22 protein-coding genes and 1 pseudogene are annotated in these 23,873 nt (G+C 43.4%); 15 read left to right on the forward strand and 8 right to left on the reverse strand.

All coding sequences use genetic code 11. From position 1 onward, the window contains the following. Positions 1 to 132: 132 nt before the first annotated feature. The 7 genes and pseudogenes from F995_RS04670 to pal all read left to right on the forward strand — a co-directional run. Positions 133 to 1,221: pseudogene (locus F995_RS04670) on the forward strand (amidohydrolase); the annotation flags it as partial. Between the two features lie 266 nt (positions 1,222 to 1,487). Beyond that, entirely contained in the window at positions 1,488 to 1,895 is a 408-nt protein-coding gene (gene ybgC / locus F995_RS04675; protein ID WP_004645668.1) for a tol-pal system-associated acyl-CoA thioesterase, read from the forward strand. A 27-nt stretch (positions 1,896 to 1,922) separates the two neighbouring features. Next, complete coding sequence (tolQ, locus tag F995_RS04680; protein ID WP_004645669.1) at positions 1,923 to 2,621, forward strand: protein TolQ; 699 nt, start codon at positions 1,923 to 1,925, stop codon at positions 2,619 to 2,621. Continuing rightward, the gene (tolR, locus tag F995_RS04685) at positions 2,621 to 3,070 is read left to right on the forward strand and encodes a protein TolR (RefSeq protein WP_004645670.1); all 450 of its coding nucleotides are present in this window, start codon (positions 2,621 to 2,623) and stop codon (positions 3,068 to 3,070) included. Before tolQ ends, tolR begins: the two co-directional genes overlap by 1 nt. A gap of 3 nt (positions 3,071 to 3,073) precedes the next feature. After that, positions 3,074 to 4,369, forward strand: a complete 1,296-nt coding sequence (gene tolA, locus F995_RS04690) for a cell envelope integrity protein TolA (RefSeq protein WP_004645671.1) — start codon at positions 3,074 to 3,076, stop codon at positions 4,367 to 4,369. A 204-nt stretch (positions 4,370 to 4,573) separates the two neighbouring features. Further along, the gene (gene tolB / locus F995_RS04695; protein ID WP_171056997.1) at positions 4,574 to 5,857 is read left to right on the forward strand and encodes a Tol-Pal system beta propeller repeat protein TolB; all 1,284 of its coding nucleotides are present in this window, start codon (positions 4,574 to 4,576) and stop codon (positions 5,855 to 5,857) included. Positions 5,858 to 5,911: 54 nt separating this feature from the next. Continuing rightward, positions 5,912 to 6,484, forward strand: coding sequence for a peptidoglycan-associated lipoprotein Pal (pal, locus tag F995_RS04700; protein ID WP_004645673.1), 573 nt, complete (start codon positions 5,912 to 5,914; stop codon positions 6,482 to 6,484). 79 nt (positions 6,485 to 6,563) lie between these two features. Here pal and F995_RS04705 read toward each other — a convergent pair whose 3' ends face one another. After that, entirely contained in the window at positions 6,564 to 6,749 is a 186-nt protein-coding gene (locus tag F995_RS04705) for an NF038105 family protein (protein ID WP_004645674.1), read from the reverse strand. A 180-nt stretch (positions 6,750 to 6,929) separates the two neighbouring features. On the opposite strand from F995_RS04705, the gene F995_RS04710 reads away from it, so the two are divergent. From F995_RS04710 to F995_RS04730, 5 genes are all read left to right on the forward strand, one after another. Then, entirely contained in the window at positions 6,930 to 7,904 is a 975-nt protein-coding gene (locus F995_RS04710) for a class 1 fructose-bisphosphatase (protein ID WP_004645676.1), read from the forward strand. A gap of 51 nt (positions 7,905 to 7,955) precedes the next feature. Then, the gene (locus F995_RS04715; RefSeq protein ID WP_004645677.1) at positions 7,956 to 8,732 is read left to right on the forward strand and encodes a TrmH family RNA methyltransferase; all 777 of its coding nucleotides are present in this window, start codon (positions 7,956 to 7,958) and stop codon (positions 8,730 to 8,732) included. A 167-nt stretch (positions 8,733 to 8,899) separates the two neighbouring features. Next, positions 8,900 to 9,514, forward strand: coding sequence for an RNA polymerase sigma factor (locus tag F995_RS04720; protein WP_004645678.1), 615 nt, complete (start codon positions 8,900 to 8,902; stop codon positions 9,512 to 9,514). Further along, entirely contained in the window at positions 9,511 to 9,828 is a 318-nt protein-coding gene (locus tag F995_RS04725; RefSeq protein ID WP_004645680.1) for a hypothetical protein, read from the forward strand. Before F995_RS04720 ends, F995_RS04725 begins: the two co-directional genes overlap by 4 nt. Next, entirely contained in the window at positions 9,818 to 10,228 is a 411-nt protein-coding gene (locus F995_RS04730; protein ID WP_004645681.1) for a DUF3106 domain-containing protein, read from the forward strand. The genes F995_RS04725 and F995_RS04730 overlap by 11 nt, the downstream gene beginning before the upstream one ends. Positions 10,229 to 10,284: 56 nt before the next feature. Here F995_RS04730 and F995_RS04735 read toward each other — a convergent pair whose 3' ends face one another. From F995_RS04735 to cxpE, 4 genes are all read right to left on the reverse strand, one after another. Continuing rightward, complete coding sequence (locus F995_RS04735) at positions 10,285 to 12,696, reverse strand: CSLREA domain-containing protein (RefSeq protein ID WP_004645682.1); 2,412 nt, start codon at positions 12,694 to 12,696, stop codon at positions 10,285 to 10,287. A gap of 9 nt (positions 12,697 to 12,705) precedes the next feature. Beyond that, on the reverse strand, positions 12,706 to 14,505 hold the full coding sequence (gene rbtA / locus F995_RS04740; protein ID WP_004645683.1) for a rhombotarget A: 1,800 nt from the start codon (positions 14,503 to 14,505) through the stop codon (positions 12,706 to 12,708). 120 nt (positions 14,506 to 14,625) lie between these two features. After that, positions 14,626 to 15,330, reverse strand: coding sequence for a DnaA regulatory inactivator Hda (hda, locus tag F995_RS04745; protein WP_004645685.1), 705 nt, complete (start codon positions 15,328 to 15,330; stop codon positions 14,626 to 14,628). A gap of 14 nt (positions 15,331 to 15,344) precedes the next feature. Continuing rightward, positions 15,345 to 16,565 (reverse strand): chloramphenicol efflux transporter CxpE, encoded by a 1,221-nt coding sequence (gene cxpE, locus F995_RS04750; protein ID WP_004645686.1) that lies wholly within the window; start codon positions 16,563 to 16,565, stop codon positions 15,345 to 15,347. Positions 16,566 to 16,700: 135 nt separating this feature from the next. Here cxpE and purM point away from each other — a divergent pair, with 135 nt between their 5' ends. Then, positions 16,701 to 17,771, forward strand: a complete 1,071-nt coding sequence (gene purM / locus F995_RS04755) for a phosphoribosylformylglycinamidine cyclo-ligase (RefSeq protein WP_004645687.1) — start codon at positions 16,701 to 16,703, stop codon at positions 17,769 to 17,771. Positions 17,772 to 17,777: 6 nt separating this feature from the next. Continuing rightward, complete coding sequence (purN, locus tag F995_RS04760) at positions 17,778 to 18,407, forward strand: phosphoribosylglycinamide formyltransferase (RefSeq protein ID WP_004645688.1); 630 nt, start codon at positions 17,778 to 17,780, stop codon at positions 18,405 to 18,407. A gap of 64 nt (positions 18,408 to 18,471) precedes the next feature. Here purN and F995_RS04765 read toward each other — a convergent pair whose 3' ends face one another. Continuing rightward, on the reverse strand, positions 18,472 to 19,275 hold the full coding sequence (locus F995_RS04765) for an alpha/beta fold hydrolase (RefSeq protein WP_004645689.1): 804 nt from the start codon (positions 19,273 to 19,275) through the stop codon (positions 18,472 to 18,474). After that, entirely contained in the window at positions 19,272 to 20,294 is a 1,023-nt protein-coding gene (sppA, locus tag F995_RS04770; protein ID WP_004645690.1) for a signal peptide peptidase SppA, read from the reverse strand. The genes F995_RS04765 and sppA overlap by 4 nt, the downstream gene beginning before the upstream one ends. A gap of 125 nt (positions 20,295 to 20,419) precedes the next feature. Between sppA and F995_RS04775 the strand changes: the two genes are divergently transcribed. Continuing rightward, positions 20,420 to 21,394 carry a lysophospholipid acyltransferase family protein gene (locus F995_RS04775; RefSeq protein ID WP_004645691.1) on the forward strand — a complete coding sequence of 325 codons (975 nt, stop codon included), beginning with the start codon at positions 20,420 to 20,422 and terminating at the stop codon, positions 21,392 to 21,394. On the opposite strand, the gene F995_RS04780 is transcribed toward F995_RS04775, so the two are convergent. Then, complete coding sequence (locus F995_RS04780; RefSeq protein ID WP_026055727.1) at positions 21,383 to 23,845, reverse strand: DNA internalization-related competence protein ComEC/Rec2; 2,463 nt, start codon at positions 23,843 to 23,845, stop codon at positions 21,383 to 21,385. The two genes, F995_RS04775 and F995_RS04780, sit on opposite strands and share 12 nt — an antisense overlap. Positions 23,846 to 23,873: the final 28 nt, after the last annotated feature.

Below are 23,873 nucleotides of genomic sequence, written 5' to 3' on the forward strand. Positions count from 1 at the left end.
TTGGTCGAACTTAGATCAATATGCCATCCTAAAGAATCACTTTAACCATTTCAAATTCTTAAGGTTCTCCCGAAGTATGAATATGTATAAGCAGATATCCCTTTGTCTCCCTCTTCTTTTCTGTAGCCAGCTCAGCCTGGCCCTGTGATGGCCTTACGTGCAGATATGGATGCCTTGCCAATCAAGGAAACAGCGCCTGTGCCTTTCGCCAGTAAACAAAAAGCGATTTATCAAGGTAAAGAATCTTATGTGATGCATGCCTGTGGCCATGACGCGCATACCGCCATGTTATTGGGTGCAGCCAAAGTGCTGGCCGCCAATAAAGATAAAATTGCGGGGACAGTGGTGTTTGTATTCCAGCCGGCTGAAGAAGGCGGTGCAGATATCGATAACTTCACTCATGGCGATCAGATTGGCTCACGCAAAATGATTGCCGACGGTGCCTTGAACAATCCAAAACCTGAAGTGATTTTCGGGATGCATGTCATGGCAGGCATGCCAAGTGGCAATATCTTCTACAAAGATGGTGCGATTTTGAATAGTGCCGATCATTTACGTATTCAGGTGAATGGCAGTCAGGTACATGGCTCCATGCCTTGGGCAGGTAAAGACCCGATTTATGCCTCTGCCCAGATGGTGACCAATTTACAAAGCCTGATCAGCCGTAAAGCCGACCTGACCAAAGGAATGGGTGTGGTCAGTATTGGCAGTATTCAGGGCGGCACTACCGGTAACGTCATTCCAGATCAGGTCAATATGGTCGGGACTATTGGTTCCAATAGTGAAGATGTACGTCAGGGCATTTTAAAAGACTTGCCGAAAATGCTGGAACACAATGCCGCAGCCAATGACGTTAAGGTGAAAGTCGAAATTGCACCTTATGCACCAGTGACCACCAATGATAAAACCTTGACTGAATTGATGCGCCCGACATTGGCGAGCGTGCATGGTGAAGATAAATTGCATGTTTTAGACAACAATGCCAGCGCCAGTGAAGATTTTGCTTATTATGGCCAGCTCATGCCATCCTTATTTGTCTTTGTTGGTGCTACACCAGCAGATCAAGATCCGGCAAAAGCCGCACCCAACCATAACCCGAATTTCATTGTCGATGATGCGACCTTGAAAACCGGGGTCGAAAGCCATGTCCGTTTTATTCTGGACTATCCAAAAGTAGCTGAGCAGGTTCAGGCCAACTGGAAACAGAAAAATAAAGGCTAATCTTCTATTACTAAAATGCGCGACTTCATGGACTCGCGCATTTTAGTAACTGCTGCTGTTTCATAAATGAGCTGTTAAGCGCTCAGTACTTCTTCTTGGCGACTTCTCTCCAGATTTGACACCTTGTGCCATTGGTCTCAAAACTCACAATGCTAAACTTTGAACCGCTAAATTGCTTGACTTTTGGCAGGAATCCGGCAAATTCTAATCCCTCTCCTGCATCTAAAAACAAGCAAAAATTTCGAAAATCTGCATGGAACAAAACTATGGCGAATCACTTTGAATTCAATATCCGCGTTTATATTGAAGATACTGATGCGGGTGGCATTGTCTATCACGCCAATCATATTCGCTATATGGAACGTACCCGTACCGAATGGTTACGTGCCGCTGGAGTGAGCCATTACTGGCATCAGACAGACTACAATTTTGTGGTGCATAAAATTAATGTCAAATACATGCGTCCGATCCTGATGGATGATTTAATTACTGTTACGGCACGTGTCATTTCATGTAAAGCTTCATCATTTGTATTGCAACAAAATATTTATCGTGGTGAAATCATGCTTGCATCAGGTGAGGTTGAGTTGGCATGTATCAGTGCAGAGATGCGACCACGTCGACTCCCGGATGAAATCCGCGAACTAATTCAAAAAGAATTGGAACAAGACTAAAAAAATTTATTGGCACACGTAACAACTATGGCGACTCAGTTAGAATCATCTCTTCAAGTTTCAGATCTTATTTTACAAGCAAGCCCTGTCGTACAACTGGTGATGCTTTCTCTCCTGTTAGCCTCAATATATAGCTGGTATCTGATTGCCAGGCTCTATATGAGTTATAAAAAAGCCCAGGCCGATGATGAACATTTCCAGAAAATCTTCTGGTCTGGTGCTGAACTGAATACCCTGTATAACAATGCGCAACTCAACTCCAAACGTACCGGCCTTGAAGATATTTTCTATCAGGGTCTGGGCGAGTTCCTGAAACTGAAAAAACGCCATGCGCCGACTGCCCAGTCGATTGAAGGAACTGAACGTATTCTACGTGTCGGTTTAAGCCGTGACCAAGGTCATCTGGAACAAGGTCTGGGTGCGTTGGCAAGTATTGGTTCGGTTGCACCTTATGTCGGTCTGTTCGGTACAGTCTGGGGCATCATGAACGCCTTTATTGGCCTGGCAGATGTTGATCAGGTGACACTGGCGACGGTCGCACCCGGTATTGCAGAAGCACTAATTGCAACGGCGATTGGTCTGTTCGCAGCCATTCCAGCAGTATTGGCTTTCAACCATTTTACGGCCAAAGGTGAAACAGTCTATTCTGACCGTGCGCTGTTTGCCGAAGAAATGGTGGCGCTATTGCAACGTCAGTCTGTGGGCGTAACTCAGGACAAAGACTAATGGCGATTCAAGCTTCAGGACGCTTTCAGCGTATTAAAAAGCCACTAAAAAGTGACATGAATGTGGTGCCGTATATCGATGTCATGCTGGTACTGCTGGTAATCTTTATGGTCACCGCCCCGATGATTACCAGCGGCATCAAGGTTGACTTGCCTCAGGCCAACGGATTACCGATCGATTCCAAGGATACCCCGAGGATTGTCACACTTAAAGAAGATGGTTCATATTATCTAGAATATAAAAATCAGGCGACCGGCCCAGTCACACTAGAAGAATTAACCCGTACGCTTGTTGATGCCCAAACCCAGGCGCAAAATGAAAACAAGGTGCTCAATGTCGTGATCAATGGCCATAATACCCGTCCTTATGGCGATGTGATGGCCTTGATGTCCAGCCTGCAGGATGCTGGCCTTTCTCAAGTCGGTTTACTGACCAAGCCATTAGAATAAAGTATGAAAGACTATAAAAAGCCACCATTTCAGAAAAAAGCCATCGCACTTGGATTTACCTTAGGTATCCATGCAGTGGCTTTGGTGGGCTTACTTTATCTGGGCATGAGTAACCCCCCTGAACCGCCAAAACAGATCAAAACCGTTCTGATCAAGCCAGAGGACCTTAAACCGGTGACTCGCGAAGAAACCGAATTTGAGGAAACTGCACATGAAAATGTCGCAGAAGAAATCACTCAAACGGCAGAACCTAGTATAGAACCTGCTCCTGTCATTCCAACTGCAGCTCCTGCTGTACCTGTGACTCCACCTGCGCCAAAAGTCGATACACAAAAAGCCCAGCAGGAACTGAAAGCGGCAGAGGCAGCCCAAGCCAAGGCTGCGCAGCAAGCAGCTGAAGCAGCAAAACGTGCCGAAGCCGCTGAACAGGCGAAACAGGCAACGGCCAAAGCCAAAGCGGATGCAGCACAAAAATCCAAGGCTGAAGCCGAAGCTGCACGCCAAGCTGAACTGAATGCACAGCGCAAAGCCGATGCTGCACAAAAAGCCAAACTGGAAGCACAGAAAAAAGCCGACCTAGCTGCCAAGCAAAAAGCGGATGCTGCAACAAAAGCCAAAGCAGAGGCTGATGCCAAACGTAAGGCTGAAGCTGCTGCTAAAGCAAAGGCAGATGCGGCAGCAAAAGCCAATAATGATGCAGCGGCGAAACGTAAAGCAGATGCTGATGCGAAAGCTAAAGCCGATGCAGCGGCTAAAGCCAAAGCAGACGCGGCAGCTAAGGCTAAAAATGATGCAGCGGCGAAACGCAAAGCGGATGCTGATGCGAAAGCCAAAGCCAAAGCGGATGCTAAAGCTAAAGCCGACGCTGATGCCAAACGCAAGGCAGATGCCGACGCTAAGGCCAAAGCGGATGCAGACGCCAAGCGCAAAGCAGATGCCGAAGCAAAAGCCAGAGCTGATGCAGATGCCAAAGCTTCAGCCGCGAAACAGGCTGCTGAAGAAGCTGCACAGAAAAAAGCGGAATCTAAACGGATTGCCTCTACTGCGAAGCGCGATTTTACCAATAAAGTTAAACAGGCTTGGAATACACCAGTGGGTTCATCTGGTAAAACTGCCAACGCTCGCGTCACGCTAAGTGATAGTGGTTCTGTCATTTCTGTAGTGGTAAGTGCAAGTGATCCCGATATGAAAGCCAGTGTAGAAGCTGCAGTTCGTGCTGCTGCACCTTATCCAATGCCTTCCGATCCAGATGCACGCCGTGAAGCACGAAGCTTTACTTCAACCTTTACTGCGCAATAAAAACGGAGCCATCACATAAATAATGTTGTGATGGCTTTTATTTTTTAAGCTAAACTTCACTTTAAATTGATTAAATAATATTCACTTTTCACAGTGTCATAACAGTTTGGTCATAAATTCATGGTTTTATTCTATTAAATCCATGCGATGATGTAGGCCAAGCACCTATACAATAAATCCGTTGATTTGAGTAAATAACGAATGATGGAAAAGACTCGCAAACATCTACTCTGCCTCGCAATCATTAGCGCTTTAAGCCCTGTATTGGCAACCCAGTCCTATGCCCAATTGCATCTGGAAATTACCAAGGCACCTGAGGCAGCACCTAAAATTGCCGTTGTACCTTTCAGTCAGGATCAGAGCATTTATCCTATTGTGGAAAATGATCTGAATCGTTCTGGCCGCTTTACCAGTGCTTCAAAAAATCTGCCTGCAACAGCGACATTGAATAATCCGAATGCAGAAGCTTGGGCATCGGCTGGTGTTCCCTATGTGGTCACCGGTTCATCCAAGACCACAGCCGATGGTTCTTTTGAAATCCAGTATCAGCTCTATGATGTCGAAAAAAAACAATATCTATTAAATGAATTGCTGACTGTTCCAGCCTCACGCACCCGTCAGGCAGCGCATATGATCAGTGATGCCATCTATCAGGCATTGACCGGTATTCCGGGTGACTTTAGCGGACGTATTGCCTATGTGCTGCGTAATCCTGCTACGCCGGAACAACGCTATACCTTGCAAATTGCCGATACCGATGGCGAACAGCCAAAGACCATTTTGACCTCGCGTGATCCAATCCTTTCTCCGGCATGGACACCAGATGCCAAAAAAATCGCTTATGTGTCCTTTGAAACCAAACGCCCGGCGATTTATGTACAGGATCTGGCAACAGGTCAACGTGAAAAACTAGCCAGCTTCCGCGGTTTGAATGGCGCGCCGAGCTTCTCTCCAGATGGCAAGAGCATGCTGTTTACTGCTTCTATGCACGGCAATCCGGAAATCTACCAGATGAATCTGGAAACGCGTCAGCTACAACGTATGACCAATGACAGTGCCATTGATACTGAAGCACGTTATTCGCCAGATGGAAAATCTTTTATTTTCACTTCTGACCGTGGTGGTTCTCCACAAATTTACCGCCATGATCTTGAGTCAAGTAGCAATAAACGCCTGACCTTCCGTGGTGCATTCAACGCGCGCGGCACGCTGAGCGCAGATGGTAAAAAACTTGCATTAGTTCATCGTCCAAGCGGCAGTAACTATCGAGTTGCGGTTCAGGACATGACCTCTGGTGTGAACAACATTCTGACACCAACGACGCTAGATGAATCACCAAGCTTCTCGCCAAATGGCCAGATGGTGGTCTATGCCACCCGTGAAGGTGCACGTGGACTCTTGTCGATCATGTCGCTGGATGGCCGTTTCCGTATGAATTTACCAAGTGAAACGGGCGAAGTCCGTGAACCGGCTTGGGCACCCAAATAACATTTTTATATTGATAAACCCTTTACCCCATAATCAAACTTCATGGAGATGAAGATGAACAAAGTAAAATTATTTGCCTTGCCACTTTTAGCAGCAGCTGTTGTCATGACAGGTTGTGCGAGCCGTAAGCCTGCCGCTGAAGTTCAAACGGGTAGTTTAGATACAACTGGTACAACAACTGTGAATACTGCAGGCCTGAGTGAAGATGCAGCACTGAATGCACAAAACATGGCAGGCGCTTCTGCAAAAGGCGTTACTGCAGAAAATAAAGCATTCTTGGCAAAACGCGTAGTGCATTTTGACTATGACAGTACTGAACTCAGCAATGAAGATTTAAATACGCTGCAAGCCCATGCGCAGTTCCTGATGGCCAATGCCAATTCACGTGTAGCACTCACCGGCCATACCGATGAACGCGGTACCCGTGAATACAACATGGCACTTGGCGAGCGTCGTGCCAAAGCTGTAGAAAGCTTCCTGGTGACAACTGGTGTTAATCCTGGCCAACTAGAAGCAGTCAGCTATGGTAAGGAAATGCCAATCAATGCTGGCCATGACGAAAATGCCTGGAAAGAAAACCGCCGTGTAGAAATTAATTATGAAGCGGTACCACCATTGTTGAAATAATTTTCATTCATGATTGTTTCATCGAATAAAAAGCACTCAATCATGAGTGCTTTTTATTTTCTTCAATGAAAGAATCGGTCTACTTTGGAAGCTGATCTTGTTCAGCCGGATGCATCGATTCGATCAGATCATGTTTATTGAATTGTTTGTACTCTGGTTTTGCTTCATAATCCCGCCAGGCTTCTTTCATCTTGTCTTCAGAGATATCATCTAAAGTAATGCCTTCGCTTGGCGTTGGAGTCGCATCAAACTTCAATGTTGTCATATCTGTGCTCCTATTCTCAATTTTCCTTTGTCTTCAACATAGCACTTTCCGCAGGAGTTGCAAGGGCAAAATCGATACAAATAATCCAGTTTAATTTTTCTTTTAGTACGTTCTCATCTAAAATATAGCCGCATATCGTTTTGATCATTTTTTCCCGATTTAAGTTTTGGAGTTTCCCCTATGCCATACCGCACTTTATCCCAGTTTTTACAACAACAAAGCGGGAATCTCACACCTGAACTTGCGCAAGTTATTGAAACAATTGCAAACACTTGTAAAGATATTGATCAATTACTGCAAAAAGGTGCTTTAGCGGGTGTATTGGGAAGTGCACAGCATGAAAACGTTCAAGGCGAAGAGCAAAAGAAACTAGATGTCATTTCTAATGACTATTTGATTGATGCCTTGCAGCAACATCCAAATGTGGGTGGTTTGGCCTCAGAAGAACTAGATGAATTCACCCCTGCACAAGAAAATGGTCAATTTCTGGTATTGTTCGATCCATTAGACGGTTCAAGCAATATCGACATCAATATGTGTGTTGGTACCATTTTCTCGATTCTTCCTGCAAAAAATGCTGTGACTCAGGCAGAAGACTTTATGCAAGCCGGTGTTCATCAGGTAGCTGCAGGTTATGTGCTTTATGGCCCATCGACCATGTTGGCATTAACCGTCGGCGCAGGCGTGGTGTTCTTTACCTATGACCCTGAGACTCAAGAATTCCTGCTGACTTCTGAAGCCATTCAGGTTGCTGCAGATACTAAAGAATATGCGATTAATGCGTCGAATCAGCGTCATTGGGAAGCACCAGTACAGCGTTATATCGATGAATTGTTAGCTGGCAAGACTGGCCCTCGCGAAAAAGACTTCAATATGCGCTGGGTTGCCTGTATGGTGGGCGACATTCACCGTATTCTTTGCCGTAGCGGTATCTTCATGTATCCATACGACCTTAAAGATCCGGCTAAAGCAGGCCGTCTGCGTTTAATGTACGAAGCCAACCCAATGAGCATGCTCATGGAACAGGCTGGCGGTGCATCGACTACAGGTCGTGTGCGTATTCTTGAGATTGAACCGACAGATCTACATCAACGTGTGCCAGTGATCATTGGTTCTAAAAACGAAGTTGATCTTGTGACCAGCTACCACAACTAATTTTTATAGCAGCAGCCGATATTGAATCGGCTGCCGTGGATTATATCTCCCATGCCAACTTTTTTTCTTGATTCAAAAGATAATCCAAAGATTAAACACTTACGTGGTTTAATTGAACAAAATACCTATCGTAAAAAACAGGGTCAAACGGTTTTAGAAGGCACGCATCTGTCTCTCGCCTGGCTACATGAAAACCGTAAGATTGATTCTATTTTCACCACTGAACATGCACTTTCACATCCTGATTTCGAGAAAATTCTCGCAAAATACACAGGTATGGTCTTTGTTCTAAGCGAGTCTTTATACAAAGATTTAAGCACCTTAGGAACATCTTTAGCCTGTTTGGCTGTGGTGACTTTACCAACAGCAAATTATGCATTGGATTTTAAAGCAGACACTTTGATTCTGGAAAATGTACAGGATCCGGGTAATGTAGGCACCCTGCTTCGCTCGGCTGCTGCTGCCGGTATTGAACAGATTGTGTGTACCAAAGGTTCTGCATCGCTCTGGTCTCCACGCGTATTACGTGCCGGTATGGGTGCACATTTCACACTGCAAACCTTTGAAAATATCGCGCTTAAACAAATTCTTGAGCAATTTCAAATCCCTGTTTATGTAACCAGCTCACACCGTGCTGAAAGCCTATATTCAAAAGACTTACGTAAACCTTGCGTGTGGATTCTGGGCAATGAAGGCCAAGGCGTGTCTGATTATGCGATGCAACATGCTGAAGCCGTGAGCATTCCGCAACCTGGGGGTCAGGAATCACTGAATGTCGCCATTGCGGGTTCGATCTGTTTTTTTGAAATGGTACGTCAACGTATCTAATTAGGGATTTAGGTTACAGTGTTTTAATACGACCCTGCCCGTGTATAAAATAGATTAAACTACAAAAATAATAAACTTAATTGTCAACCAAACCAGGATTCCCAACGTTATATGATTATGAACTTGGGAATAATGGTGGGTGTCCAATGACAGGATTTTCCATCTCTATGGATTTAGCACCAAAACAGTTGCAAACACACGATGTAAGTATTCTGAAGAGTACGGCTGAAGCACGTCTGAAGAATTTCATGCAGGATGTGACTGGGCGTGCTTTGGTGATGATGGAAAGTGCGACTCAAGGTCATCATGGTATTGCCATGGATCTGGTTCAGGAAGCTTTCATTTCCTTACACAAATCCTATGCAGAAAAAAGCACTGAAGAATGGTATCCCCTGTTTTATACCATTCTCAACAACAAGTTACAGGACTGGCGCCGTAAAGAGTCACGGCGTGGTCAAATGTTTTCATTTTTCAAAAAAGTCAGTCTTGATGACGACGAAATTGAATTTGATGATGTCGTCGATGAATCAACACCAACGCCACTGGACTTTCTCGATCAGGCAGTTACTGCTGAAGAAATCCAGGAAGCGATTGCAAAATTGCCTGTGCGTCAGCAGCAGGCATTTATGCTCAGAGCCTGGGAAGGATTTGATACGCATACCACCGCACAAATTATGAACTGCACAGAAGGCAGTGTAAAAACCCATTATCACCGTGCTATCCAAGGTTTACGCGCCTCCTTAGCACATTTAAATCCATATCTGGGAGGGTCATCCGAATGAATCAAGATGATTTCTTAAAACAAGTAACTTCCAAACTTGATGGACTGGCACAACAACATAAAGACAAACCTGTTGTCATGCACCATGTTCTTGAAGAAATTCAGGATTCAAAACATTCACGCTTTGCATTTCTAAAAATGTCTGGCTTTGCTTTGGCAGCTGCGATTGCAGGCGTTGTGGTATTACCGAATCTTTCGGACCATAACGAGCCGCAAACTCAAATGGTGTCAGTCCCAAAACTGTCTCCGCAAATGCTTGAAGATTTAGAAATGTTAATGGTTTTAGGTGAGGACAAAGTTCCACATGGCAGCTAAAAAATTGGTGATTGCTTTTTGTGCGTTCAGTTTTCTGCAAACCAGCTTTGCAGGATTTGAACGTTTTTGGCTATTTTCCAAGGATGCGAATACCCAAGTAACTGATACTTGGGATAGTCTTTCTGATTCTGAACAATTGGCACTGATTAAACGTTACCAATCTCTAAAAGAAATCCCCGAACAACAACGTGTTAGCTTACAGCAGCGTATGGACTGGTTTACTCAACTCCCTAATGCGGAAAAACAAAGAATGCGTGAGACTTGGCAAATGATGAGCAGTCAGGAACGCAAAGAACTGGGCGCACGTATGCAAAAAGCGTCTCCTGAGCAACGCCTTGCCATTCGCGAAGAATACATTCTCAAATATCAGCAAGTGACTCAGCAGCCTAACTCGCATTAAAAACTTAATATAAAAAAGCCTCCATATGGAGGCTTTTTTGATGTTTCAATCATATTTTATTTTCTTAAGCGTCGATAAGCTGCAAGCCCTAATAATCCTAGTAGCCCCCACATTCCAATTGCCCCACCACCACTTGAGGACGTATTCGTATTTTTAACTGTATTACGTAACAAGATTGTCGCTTTTTCTGACATTTTTTCATCAGCATCAAAAATCGCATAATCCATGCTGTAATTTGCCTGGCTTAAATTATTTTTTACACTAAATGTCAGCTGTCCACCATAACAGGTCTGATTTTGGTAGGTATCAGGACAGGCTCCTTGTCGCTCTGCCTTCAGTGAAACTCCCGCAGGCAGCTTAACAATATGAATCGGGATCTCTTTTCCATCTTTATCTTGATAAAAAGCCGACTTTCCTGATGGTAGAGGCCCATCCCCATCATCACTATCATTTTCAAGCGGATTTACCATCACTGTAAGATTATTCTCTGGACTAAGCCGATATTCATCATCTTTTGCAATCGGTGCAATGTTGTTAAAAGCTGCTCTTAAGAGGCCAGCACTGCTTACACCTGTAGCCTGGTCTTTAAGTGTATAACTACAGAACTCCATATCAACCGAACTGGTCTGCTTACCATCAGTGCGATACATCATGATCCGGTTTAAATCAGGTTTCCACTCACATTTAAGATTTGGATCATTGGGATTTCCTTCCACAGTGGTCGAATTACCAGTACCAATTAACTTACCAACACCTAAAGTTTTTACACTGACCTCATAATTTTCTGAATTTAAGGCTTTAATTTGAATCTTATCATTGGTTAGAGTTTCTTGAGGCATAGCCAAGATAAAAGGATTAATATAGATTGCACGATATTTCTGATATTGCTTGGTATATTTAAGCAAATCCTGATAACTTTTCAATTCTTCCTTTAAACCAGGAAGCTCATTTTCTGGAGTATTTTTATCAGCAATGATTTCTTCGAGATCATCTATATTCTCCTGATAAAAGTCATTGAGTTCTACCAAACTCTTATTTTGCAAGTCCGTAATATCGGCTGCAGTCAAACGTCGGATTTCAACTGAGCCGATCTCACAAGTATTTTTTGCACTTGGATCAAATGTTAATGTGGATCCAATCACACGATCAATACCACGCTGGTCTTGTTCAATACAGCCACTCACTCCGATATCTACCAAATCCGTTGCGGTCTGATTATCACGCGGGTAATATAGCCCTAAATAGCGATTATCAATAGCAGGCTCAATATAATTTGTTAATAAACTGCTGATTATATTGTTAGAGACATCAAGATTATTTGAAGTAGTATCTTCGTCTAATTCTGGCAATACGCAACGTGATGGCCCAGTCGTTTGAATTGCATTTCGAATTGTAGAAAATTCAACACGTTGTGCCTTGGTCGGATTCCCCTGATTTAAGGCATATTCACAAGACAGGCCTTGGTTAAAGGCTAAAACATTGAAATTAAAATATCTAAAACCGGTATTGTCATAAAATAAAGTAGATTGGGCTGTATTTTCAACAATAGTATTACTTAATGCAGTTAAACTAGAGAATTTACTGAGCGGACGATTAACTTCATTCGTCATACGCACAATATGTCCTGTGGTACTGGCAGTATTCTTCGCAATAGTAGAGTTAACAATTTCTACTGTGGCATAGCCACAAAAATCAATAATACTGTTAGCAGTGTCTGAACCATTTTTAACAATACTACTGGAATTAATTTTCACATTGGTTTGAGTTGTACCTAAATTTCCCTGACAGTCCATTGCCAAAACACTACCATATGAACTCGCCTGATTTTTTTGAATTAAAGAATCCTGAATAACAATATTCCTTTCCGTATTCATTGCTACACTATAAATCGCCCCACCTTCTGCAGCAGCTCGGGAATTTACTATTTCACTGGTATTAATACTTAAAGGCCCTGCTACATAAAAAGTACCGCCATTACCTTTATCCAAGGTATTTATTGCTGCATAGCCATCCTTTAAGATCAGATGATGAATTTCCAGACTGGATTGGCTGGCCATACTATTAAATAATCTGGTTTTCCCCTGGCCTGAAATAGTACTTTTTAAAGCCTCCCGGGTTGGATATAACAGCGTAATCGGACTACGACTAGCATAGTTAAGCGGAGTTTTCCCATAAATTTTGAGCGCTGACTCTACGATCAGCTCTTTATCTAATTTGTACTCGCCTGCTTCAAGCTGAATCACATCTGCAGCTGAACCATCCAATCGAAGCGTACGTCCTACATTACATCCGCCATAAGATTTATCCAGTTTTGCAGTTTTAATGGCTTCTCGCAAAGAACAGGCATTATTATTCTCGCCATCTTCATCAGCAAAAGTAGTTACATATATCGTTTTATCTTCGGCTGCCATCAAACTCATGGCAGATAAAATCATGGCCGCAAGCAGTCCTTTTTTATAATTTTTCATGATTTTTCCTTAATCTTTTAATCCACGGCGTAAACCTATTAATCCGAGTAAAATCAGTAGCCCACCACCACCCCATGAGCCGCCTGAAGTTTTGACTGCTTTGTCTTCCATTTCATTTTTTGGCTCCTGAACAATTTGAGTAGTAATAGTCAAATAAGGTTTACTTTTATTAAACCGTGTCGATGAGGTCACCACTTGTAGTTCGAAAATATCTGCTCCATGCCAGGTAGAATCCGGGGTATAAACGACATTGCCATGAATATCGATGATTGTTTTACCCTTGGAAGCTGTTTTGGTTTGTACCACTTTCAAACAGCCATCTTGCCAAGGCTCCCCCGTCGGATTCTGACCAACAATGGCATTACACTGTTCTTTTGGAATTAAATCACTATCTCCCAGATAAGATTCAATTGAAAACTTGGCAATTTCACCCTTTAACAGATCTTGTCCCACCAGACTGCCTGAGATTGGTATCGTGATTTCAACAGCACCACGATCACAAAACAGATTATCCATCAAACGGTTGATCCCGCGCTGATCTGCCGCCTCACATGCTACTGTTGGATTTGCCAGATTCAATCCTGTGCCTCTATTCACAATCGGCGATTCATTCACAAGGATATAGTTCAACAAAATTCGTGGACGCATATAACCGAGAAATTGTCCTTTAGGAACGCTGTATGGACAAAGTATGGCATTATTATTTTCTTCTAGGGTCTGACAAGCACCTTCACTTTTATCTGAGGATTCAGCAAAAAGTCGTGTACCACTCCAGAATTGGTTCGGTGCGACGGAATCCCCTACACCACACGAGGCTGTCAGTAGATTATTTTGCGACACAGACTTGTCACCAGTGATAATTTGGCAATCCTGTGTACCATTTCTTAAAATAATACTATTCGCTACATAGGCTCTTCCATACGGCGCATGGATGCGTAAAGCAGTATTTTCATTATCAACTATGGTGAGATTATTCAATCCCATCCCATCCAGGACATTAATGAGTACACCCTTATTTTTTAGTATCGTACTACTTAATATCTCCCCACTAATACCTTGATCTTTACTGGAGTCAGCAAACTGTCCCGCGCTATAAATATTGGTCGCGGAATTATCCAGTGTCTGATTATTTTTAAGTACACTTTGATAAATGAGGAAAGCAGGTAGCTCGCTATACAGGATCCCGCCTCGTTGGGCTTTATTATTTTCGATCAGACTATTTTTAATTTGTGCACGGCTTGTTAAGTTCTGACCAAACTTGCCAGCATTATAAATTGCCCCACCCAAGTTGGCAGCAGCATTAAATAGACGGTTATATTCTAGAATTAGCTGACCTTTATTATAAATTAGGCCACCTTGTTCAGCACAACTGGTTTTACCACAGCCTTCAAGATCCAGTTCTTTCAAATTTAACTGAACCAATGTATCTGTACTGTTAATCCGGAAAAGGTTATCAGTACCTTTCATTTGAATATGAGCATTATGCAAGCCTAATGCTTTTTCATCCGTACTGAATTCGCCATCACTTTCTGCGACCGCACGGATGGTAAGAGATTTTTTAATCGCGATATGCTGGTTCAACACATAAGTATTTTTTTCTTTTAAAATAATGGTACTGGATGAGTTCTCCCCACCACACCCCATAAAACCTGATTTAGCTAAGCCACGGTTAACATACTCAACAGCTTCTCGAAGTGAACATTCCTTGTCATCTTTTTCAATATCTTCTGTAGTGGTTACAATAATATCTGCACTATACGACTGCCCCGCTATACATAGCAAAGCTATGCCTATGCTCTTCTTGAGCATAACCTTCTCCTTAATTTTTATTTCTTTCTTTTTCTTCTAAAGTTGCAGAATCCTTGCAACAGCGAATTATTTTGCCTTACTGTGTCATAGACTGAGTAATTACTCAAGAATTTTTATATTTTACCGATATTCGTCAATCAAGGCATATATCTGCCGCAGATTAGCATTGCTGACTTTCAATTTTTCCCCTTTAAGCAATTGAATAATCTGCTCTAATCTTTGAAGCAGCACTGAAGTTTGATGTGGCCCATGGCTTAGTAAATAGTCAAAGATTTGAGGGTCTAAATGGATCCCACGACGATCGAGTACCGAGGAAACCAGCGCATAGCGATCAGCATACAAACTGCCACTCGGAACACGGGTACTGACCGCCTGCGTGAGACGGGATTGTAAATCTGGCAATTCGAGTTTGAGTTCGATAGGTGCAAAACGTGACGAAAACACCAACTGCCCACCACCTTCATTATTATAATTAATCAAGTGAAATACTGCGCGTTGCCAATGGGGTACGCCACTAATCGCTTCGATATCATCAAGTGCTACCAGATCAAAACGATCTAGAGAAGTAATCGCCTCAGTCGGTGCATCTAAAAGCTCAAGCAAAGATACCTGAATTGCAGATTTACCTACTTCCAGATAAGAGTCACAGATGGCAGACAACAAATGACTTTTACCTGTACCGGCTCCCCCATAGACATAAAATTGGTTGATGAGGCCTGCATGTAATTGACGGACAGCATCAATGACATGCCCCCAACCCGGCCCTGAAAAATCACTGATTCGGGCATCGAGCTGAGGTTCTATATCTAACTGCAATTGACGCATACGATTTTTTGGCCTTATGAGTCTTTACGATGTGGATCGTGAATTTTACTTGAGTTCTCCTCTGCTTGCAGCGGTTTTTTCTGTGGCTTTTTCATTTCAATATCAACATCTAAGTCTGCTGTTTCAATATTGATTGAACCGGTAGATGCATCTTGTATGATAACAGCCCGATCACCATAAAATGGCGTATGTTCATAATACTCACGGATATGCCGCAGCAGTACCACAATCACGGCTGCCACCGGTAAGGCAATCAGCATGCCCAAGAAACCGGCCAGTTGTGCACCTGCCAGAACTGCAAACACTACAGCTACAGGAGAAAGACCGATTTTATCACCTAGCAAGAACGGTTGCAGAATATAGCCTTCGACGGCCTGCCCGACCATAAAGACAATCCCGACCAATACCAGTTGCCACCAGTCGATTCCAAATTGGAAAAAGGTTGCAATGACTGCGGCAATAATTCCAACCGCAAAACCAAGATACGGAATGATACTGCACAATCCGGCAATCATCCCGATGATCAAGCCAATCTCTAGGCCAATCAGTTGCAGTCCCACTGCATAGACTACGCCCAGCAGAACCATGACTAGGAACTGACCTTTGACAAAGGCACCTAACACACTATGACATTCACTCACAATAGTTAAGGTTGTTTTTTCATAAGGACGGGGAATTAGACGGCGTAAGCTGTCTAACATACGATCCCAATCCAGCAAGAAATAAAAGGCAATAATCGGAATCAGGACAATCGTGCCACCAATCTGGATAAAGTTCAGACCAGATTGTGCCAGTTTCAGCAGCATTGCCTGAATACTGTCAGCACTATAATTGGTCTGGACATAGTCCATTACTACTGAGGAAATCTGGTCAGTATCGATCTCCATCGGAACCAGATTAAAGCTATCGGAAAGCCAAGGTAGGAACGTGTAATTGATCCAGTGAATCCCGGCCGGAATGCTATCACGCGCATACATCAGCTGCTGCCAGACTAGTGGCACCAGATACCACATCACCAATGTAACCACGATCCCAATCCCGATAAATACGATACTGATCGAGAGCCATCGAGCCAGCCCAATGCGGTGCAAAACATTAACCAAGGGGCTAAATAAATAAGCAATTAGAAAAGCTGCAACAAAAGGAACTACAACTGGTTTAAGCAGATATAAAACCCAAAGTATCAATGCTATACCAGCAAGTATAAGAATGCGCCGTAAAGTACGATCGACCATAGAATCTTGCCTTTTCTCTATTAATCATTCTAAAAATTAAAATATTTTAATAAAGATAGCATTTTAGGCCACAAATACCATAAGAGTTTTACATATTCAGGTTATAATCGCACCCGCGAATGCGGAGACTTCATTATGAGCAACTCAACTTCTACCCCAAACACTGGTTTAAGCTACAAAGATGCAGGTGTCGACATTGAGGCGGGCGACGCGTTAGTCGATCGTATCAAATCTGTCGCTAAGCGTACCTCACGTCCCGAAGTTATGGGCGGTCTAGGTGGCTTTGGTGCACTTTGTAAAATTCCTAAAGGTTATGAAGAACCTGTTCTCGTATCTGGCACAGATGGTGTTGGTACAAAATTACGTCTGGCACTGAATTTGAACCGTCATGACACAATTGGTCAAGACCTGGTTGCAATGTGCGTGAATGACCTTCTTGTCTGTGGTGCTGAGCCACTGTTCTTCCTTGATTATTATGCAACTGGTCACTTAAATGTTGATGTTGCTGCAAATGTAGTCACTGGTATTGGCGCTGGTTGTGAACTTGCTGGCTGTGCATTAGTTGGCGGTGAAACTGCTGAAATGCCAGGCATGTATGAAGGCGAAGATTACGATCTTGCAGGTTTCTGTGTCGGTGTTGTTGAGCAAAGCAAAATTATTGATGGCTCTAAAGTCAAAGCGGGTGACGTTTTAATTGGTGTAGCTTCTTCAGGTGCGCACTCAAACGGCTACTCACTGCTTCGTAAAATCCTGGACGTGAAAAACGTTGACCTGAATCAAATCGTGGATGGTCGCCCACTTGCAGATGCTGCAATGGAACCAACACGTATTTATGTCAAACCAATTCTTGAACTGTTAAAACACGTTGATGTGCATGCGATGGCACACATCACGGGTGGTGGTTTACCAGGTAACTTGCCGCGCGTACTTCCAAACGGTGCTCAAGCGCTTGTGAATGAATCTTCTTGGGAGTGGCCTGAGCTATTCAAGCTTCTACAACGTGAAGGCGGCGTAGAACAATTTGAAATGTATCGTACTTTCAACTGTGGCGTTGGTATGGTGCTGGTCGTTGATGCAGCTGATGCAGACAAAACTGTTGAATTACTCAACCAGCTTGGCGAAAAAGCATGGGCAATGGGTCAGATTCAAGACAATGCTGAATCGGTTGCAGGTGCAGACGAAAAAATTCGTGTGATCTTCGCGTAATTTCGCATGATTAAAATTGCTGTACTTGTTTCAGGTAGTGGATCAAATCTGCAAGCCTTGATTGATGCCAATCTTTCAGGCCAAATTGTAGGCGTGATTTCCAACAAACCTGAAGCCTTTGCTTTAACACGTGCACAGCACGCAGGGATTCAGACTGCAATTATTGAACACAAGCAATATCCGAATCGTGAAGCTTTTGATGATGTGATGCATCAACAGTTACTCGATTGGGATGTAGATCTGGTGGTGCTTGCCGGCTTTATGCGAATTTTAAGTGAAAAATTTGTGAAAGCCTGGGAAGGCAAAATGTTGAACATTCATCCTTCCCTATTGCCTTATTATAAAGGTATGCATACGCATCAGCGTGTACTCAATACCGGTGATGTTCTGCACGGCTGTACGGTGCATTATGTTACGGCTGAGCTGGATGCAGGGCAAGCGCTTGCTCAAGGTGTTCTCAAGGTTTCTCACCACGATACGGTAGAAAGTTTGGCAACACGTGTGCATAGCCTCGAGCATGTAATCTATCCACAAGTCGTAGAATGGATTTGTAGCGGTACGATTCAACATACTGAAGACGGTGTGCTGTATCGAAATGAGAAAATGCAAGCGCCTGTTCAATTCTGCAAGTTCTAAAAAAATTTAGATATAAAAAAACGCATCCTCGGATGCGTTTTTTATTTTCAAAATATTCAACAACTTAGGTAGACTGCTGGTGAATCAATTGCCTTACCAAGCCAGCTACTTGATCGGGTTGTTCCAATGGGAACATATGCCCGCCATCCACTACGGTAAAAGGAATACCAAACTTCTTTTGCACTTGTTGCGGGAACTTACGGGCCAGAAATGGGCCTTTCTCGGCAACGACCAGATGCACAGGAATTTTTGGTTTTGCCTGAGGCAACCACCACAGTGACGGATTGGTTCTAAAGACTGCGACCTCATCCCTTTTAGGGATAGTGAGTTCTACTCCACCCCGGATGGGATCCTCCTGCAAGGCATAATCAATATAAGCCTGGAAACAATCTGCATCAAAATCCTGATAAAAACCTTTAGGGCGCAGCAATTCAGCGGCTTGTTCCCGTGAAACCCAATGATCTCGACGGCGTTTCGACAAACCTGCCGGAGACATTTTATCCAATGCTTTTAAACGAAAAGTCTTGGCGATATGCAAGGCAAAGGCTTCTTTGCCCATAATCATTGGCGGGTCCAGCATGATCATTTGTGAAAACAGTTCCGGGCGCTGTAAAGCCGCCTGCAGAGTTAACACGGATCCCAAAGAATGGCCCAGACCAATCACGGGTCGCCCATGTGACTGACGCACAATACTGTCAATCACTTGCTGGGTCAGGCTTTTCCAATGGTTATCAACCGGATAACGCTTATCCGGCCCTAAAAGCGGCACATAGATAATATCGTAATCATCTTGCAATCCATCAAACAGCTTTTGATAGACTTTGGATGGCACGCCATTGGCGTGCGCGAAATGAATCAGTGGTTTCATTGCAGTGTCGTACTGTTTTCTGACTGAAGCTTCTGTGCAACCGAAGAAGCAATTCCATCCCCAATGGATGATCCCATACGGCCCAAGACTGATTCAAATGGACTATATTCAATGGTGTAATTGAACGCTTTTTCAGTTTTCAATTCACGTTTCAAGGTATTTAAGCTACCGATACGATCCGCAATCCCTAATTTCACTGCCTGATCCCCCGTCCAGAATAAACCAGAGAAAATCGCAGGATCATTGGATTTCAATTTATTGCCACGCCCCTGTTTTACGGCATTAATAAAATGACCATGCACATTATCCAGAACACCTTGTACATGGGCTTTTTGTGCAGGATCGACTGGTTGAGTCATCGACAGCAGGGCTTTATTTTCACCTGAAGTCATGGTGCGGTCTTCAACCCCAAGCTTTTGCAGCAAATTAGTCACACCATAATTCGGCATGATCACACCGATAGAACCGACTAAACTGGAAGGATTGACAATAATTTCATCCGCAGCAGAGGCAATATAATAGGCCCCTGAAGCACCGGTATCACCAATTACAGCATAGAGTTTTTTCTGAGGATGCTGCTTTTTCAGATACTGGATTTCCTGCCAGATCTCATCAGACTGCACTGGTGAACCACCCGGCGAGTTAATATTCATTACTACCGCTTTACTTTGTTTATTTTCAAAGGCTTTTTTCAGTGATTTAATCGTATTGTTACTATTCACACTTTGCTTGTCGGCTGCAATCGTACCCACAATATCCACGACTGCGATATGCGAACCCGCAGCAGCGCTAGCATCTGAAGAAACTGAACTACAGCTTTTGCCTAATGCCAAAATGACAACAAGCAGATAAGCAAAAGTCAGAAATTTAAAGAAAATTCCCCAACGGCGTGCACGGCGCTGTTCTTCAACAGAAGCTAAAACTGCTTTTTCCAGCAGTTTCCATTCCGGACCAGTCGGTTGAACTGGTTGTTGCGTATTTTGTATTTGATTTTCAGGTTTTGGTGGCCAATCGGACATAAATAATCCAATAAATTGATTTATATTGAGCCCATTATATACACTGAATCGGGTAATTCTGTCTAAACAAAACGTTTTCGCCTATAATAAATTTTGTTCTCTTTTTTTGTACTTATATTAAATCAATGACCAAACAGGACTCACGGAATTCAGCTTACGGTTTACTCAAATACATTAGCCGCCAACCGCTTCCGGTTTCTCGATGGATGGCCCGTCTTCTGGCCTTTATTGTGAACAGTTTCAAAGTCACCAAAACTTCGGAAATTATTCGCCTCAATCTCGAGATCAGCCTTTCTGAACTGTCCAATGACGAACGTGAACGTATTAACCGTGCGGCGGTTCGCAATGAATTAATGTCATATTTCGAGTTTTTTACCATTTGGGGTTCAAGTAATCAGAAAAATATCAAACGGGTGCATCGCGTCATTGGCGAAGATCTACTGCATGATGCACTGGCACAAAATAAAGGCCTAGTGTTAATCGTGCCACATTTTGGTACCTGGGAAATTATGAATGCCTATATTGCCCAGTTCACCTCAATGACCATTATGTATAAACCGGTGAAAAATCAGGCAGCGGATCAGTTTGTACGGGCTGCGCGTAGCCGCGAACAGGCACATCTGGTGCCGACCGATGAATCTGGCGTCCGTCAGATTTTTAAGGCCTTAAAACAAGGTGGCACCACCGTGATCTTGCCAGACCATACCCCAAATGTCGGTGGTGAATATATTCCTTATTTTGGAGTGCCTTTGGCCACCAGCAATTTAAGTGCCAAGCTGATTCAAAAGACCAAAGCCCGCGCCCTGTTTTTATATGCTCTACGTAATACTGCAGATGGATTCGATATCTTTATCGAAACGGTTGATGAAAAAATTTATAGTGGCAATGCCAATCAAGGTACGCAAGTCATTATCAACAGTATTGAAAATTTAATTCGCCGCCATCCGGAACATTATCACTGGAGTTATAAACGCTTTAATGCGCATCAAGATTTAGGAAATCTCTATAAACTTGAACATGAACAAGCCTTGGACAAAGTAAATGCGTTGAGAACACAAGACGCCTATGAAGTTTTGCCGATGCTGGAATCAGTGACTTAAAGGCTGACGATACAACCACCGCCATTCATGTCGTTCGGCAGAAAGCACCAGTTCTGAGCCTTGTTGCTGGAAGTGTACACTCCCCTGTTCTGCCGTGGTCAATAAGGGAATATTAAGAGCTTTTAACCGTTGCTGCGTCAGTTGGCTCGGGTGGCCATAGCGATTAAATTTCCCAGCCGAGGCAATCGCCAATTTAGGTCGCAAAACTTCTAAAAATTGATAGGCTGAACTGTGCTGACTGCCATGATGGCCGAGTACCAGCACATCGACTTTAAGTTCCGGATAATTTTGGAGTAACTGATATTCAGTTTCCCAACCCGCATCCCCCATCAGTAAAAATTTTTGATACGGTCCGGCATTTTTAACTTGCAGATATATCACACAAGATCGGTCGTTTTTATTGAAGTTTGGCATATTTAACTGCTGCTGCCGAGGTGCCAGAATTTTAAAGTTAATCTCTTCAGACCATTGCCATTGCTGTCCTTCATAACAAAACTGAAAGCTTGAAGAAGTAGCGGTTTCAGGCATCTGATTGGATGACACTTGCTTGATGTTTAATTGATCTTTAATGCTGAAATAAGCACCGCTATGATCCTGATCCAGATGAGTCAAAATTAGTCGATCCAGTTCTCCAACACCTTGCACAGATAGAAACGGCATAATCACTTGCCGGCCAATACTGAATTTTTCTTCATTATAATAACCACCCATGTCAATCATCATGCTGTGTTGCCCGTCACGAATGAAGATGGCCTGTCCCTGCCCGACATCCAGAACAGACAGCTGAAATGCATGCTGATTAAGTTGAGGAATGCACAGCGGTACACAGGCAATTGCTGTCCAGCTTTTGGGCACTAAGCCACGCGGCAAAAAGACAATTAACAAGCCCAAAATACATAGAGCAATCATCCAGACATTCATGGCTACCGGAATCAGTTGTGGCGCAAACAGCCGATCAAGCAGATTCAGAAATGCCAGCAGCATATGAATAAAAATATCATTGAGCTGAAACAGCAGACTCGAAAGTGGTTCAGAGATGAAAAATAATAAAGCCGCCAGAATATCTACGGGAACTATCAGCAGGCCAATCCACGGGATAGCCACCAGGTTGCTTAGCGGGGTAATCCAAGCCACCTGCTTAAAAAACAACATCATTAAGGGAAACAGGGCCAGAAAGATTTTCCACTGCGACTCCATCAAAACTTTTATTGCAAAATACAGTCGTTGTAATGCTGTTTGTACTGTTTGATGCGGTTGCTGCTGAATGGTTTGATAGATCCGCAGCAAGACAAAACAGGCCCCATAAGACAGCCAGAATGCGGCCGACAAAATGCTAAAAGGATCAAAGAGCAACAATAAGGCAGCACTTAAAATCAGCAGTTTTAATGGCTGCATACTTTGCCTGAGCAGCAGCGTAAAAGTCACAATCACACAAATCAGTAAAGTGCGTAACGCCGGAATTTCAAAACCGACAAAGGCACAATACAGCAATACACATAACAAAAAAGGCAGACTCAAAAAATACTGCCTTGGCCATTTCAGATAAATCTGCGGTACGTACCTTGAAATCAGATATTGCAACGCTCCACAAACGATAAAGGCAAAGATCAGGACATGCGGTCCGGAAATCGCCAGTAAATGACTCATGCCAAAACGCTGGAATTGCTGTTCCGTCGCTTGATCCAAGAGACTTTCATCACCACTTAATAGAGCCAGTAACAAGCCTTTCTGCTGTACTGGTTGTGTGGCCACAAACTCTCTTAAGGTCAGTCGCTGCTGTTCTACCCAAAGCAAAAATCGCTGATTCAAATTTTTCTGCTGACGTAGATATTTAGCATGACCTAGTGCATAGAGTTGTTGCGGTTGCAACTCTTGGATATGTTTAATCCTAAACCCGGCCATAACATTTTGCTGCAAGGCCCATTTTTCTGCATCAAAAGCACCCGGTGTCGCATAACTATGGTTAGGTCGAATCTGGCCTTGTAATAAATAATAGTGTCCCAGTTCAAGAGTCTGCTGTTTGGTTACATCATTTCCTAAACTGGATATGACAGGATCTGAAACTGGCAGAAAACCCATCCACTTAACTGTAGTGCCATCAGGGTTAAGCACATGCAGGGCTTGCTGGATATTCTGATCGCCCAGTTTATTCAGCTCTTTGATATAGACCACGATTTCTTTTTCAGATACCTCGTGTTCTCGCTTGGATAAACGTTCAGCCAGTTGCAGATTGGCATAAGCATGACCTAAAAATAGTCCCAAAAGCAGGCTTGATCCAGTGATCAACAGGCTTCTCAGTGGTGTATTCAAGATGAGCTTTAATTTATGGCAACACAGATACCACAACAGCGCAACGATCAAAACTGCCGTTCCGCTCAGTTGAACAGACAGGAAACTTTTCCCCATACACGCAAGGCCTAAAATCCAGCCAATACATAGCCACTGCAACATTGAATCTTATTCTATCTTGTTATTATTT

The organism is Acinetobacter sp. CIP A162 (assembly GCF_000367905.1).
GTDB classification, from domain to species: Bacteria; Pseudomonadota; Gammaproteobacteria; order Pseudomonadales; family Moraxellaceae; genus Acinetobacter; species Acinetobacter lwoffii.

Coding starts and splice junctions, on each gene's coding strand:
- ybgC (WP_004645668.1), top strand. CDS start 1,488: ATGGCGAATCACTTTGAATTCAATATCCGCGTTTATATTGAAGATACT.
- tolQ (WP_004645669.1), top strand. CDS start 1,923: ATGGCGACTCAGTTAGAATCATCTCTTCAAGTTTCAGATCTTATTTTA.
- tolR (WP_004645670.1), top strand. CDS start 2,621: ATGGCGATTCAAGCTTCAGGACGCTTTCAGCGTATTAAAAAGCCACTA.
- tolA (WP_004645671.1), top strand. CDS start 3,074: ATGAAAGACTATAAAAAGCCACCATTTCAGAAAAAAGCCATCGCACTT.
- tolB (WP_171056997.1), top strand. CDS start 4,574: ATGGAAAAGACTCGCAAACATCTACTCTGCCTCGCAATCATTAGCGCT.
- pal (WP_004645673.1), top strand. CDS start 5,912: ATGAACAAAGTAAAATTATTTGCCTTGCCACTTTTAGCAGCAGCTGTT.
- F995_RS04705 (WP_004645674.1), bottom strand. CDS start 6,749: ATGACAACATTGAAGTTTGATGCGACTCCAACGCCAAGCGAAGGCATT.
- F995_RS04710 (WP_004645676.1), top strand. CDS start 6,930: ATGCCATACCGCACTTTATCCCAGTTTTTACAACAACAAAGCGGGAAT.
- F995_RS04715 (WP_004645677.1), top strand. CDS start 7,956: ATGCCAACTTTTTTTCTTGATTCAAAAGATAATCCAAAGATTAAACAC.
- F995_RS04720 (WP_004645678.1), top strand. CDS start 8,900: ATGGATTTAGCACCAAAACAGTTGCAAACACACGATGTAAGTATTCTG.
- F995_RS04725 (WP_004645680.1), top strand. CDS start 9,511: ATGAATCAAGATGATTTCTTAAAACAAGTAACTTCCAAACTTGATGGA.
- F995_RS04730 (WP_004645681.1), top strand. CDS start 9,818: ATGGCAGCTAAAAAATTGGTGATTGCTTTTTGTGCGTTCAGTTTTCTG.
- F995_RS04735 (WP_004645682.1), bottom strand. CDS start 12,696: ATGAAAAATTATAAAAAAGGACTGCTTGCGGCCATGATTTTATCTGCC.
- rbtA (WP_004645683.1), bottom strand. CDS start 14,505: ATGCTCAAGAAGAGCATAGGCATAGCTTTGCTATGTATAGCGGGGCAG.
- hda (WP_004645685.1), bottom strand. CDS start 15,330: ATGCGTCAATTGCAGTTAGATATAGAACCTCAGCTCGATGCCCGAATC.
- cxpE (WP_004645686.1), bottom strand. CDS start 16,565: ATGGTCGATCGTACTTTACGGCGCATTCTTATACTTGCTGGTATAGCA.
- purM (WP_004645687.1), top strand. CDS start 16,701: ATGAGCAACTCAACTTCTACCCCAAACACTGGTTTAAGCTACAAAGAT.
- purN (WP_004645688.1), top strand. CDS start 17,778: ATGATTAAAATTGCTGTACTTGTTTCAGGTAGTGGATCAAATCTGCAA.
- F995_RS04765 (WP_004645689.1), bottom strand. CDS start 19,275: ATGAAACCACTGATTCATTTCGCGCACGCCAATGGCGTGCCATCCAAA.
- sppA (WP_004645690.1), bottom strand. CDS start 20,294: ATGTCCGATTGGCCACCAAAACCTGAAAATCAAATACAAAATACGCAA.
- F995_RS04775 (WP_004645691.1), top strand. CDS start 20,420: ATGACCAAACAGGACTCACGGAATTCAGCTTACGGTTTACTCAAATAC.
- F995_RS04780 (WP_026055727.1), bottom strand. CDS start 23,845: ATGTTGCAGTGGCTATGTATTGGCTGGATTTTAGGCCTTGCGTGTATG.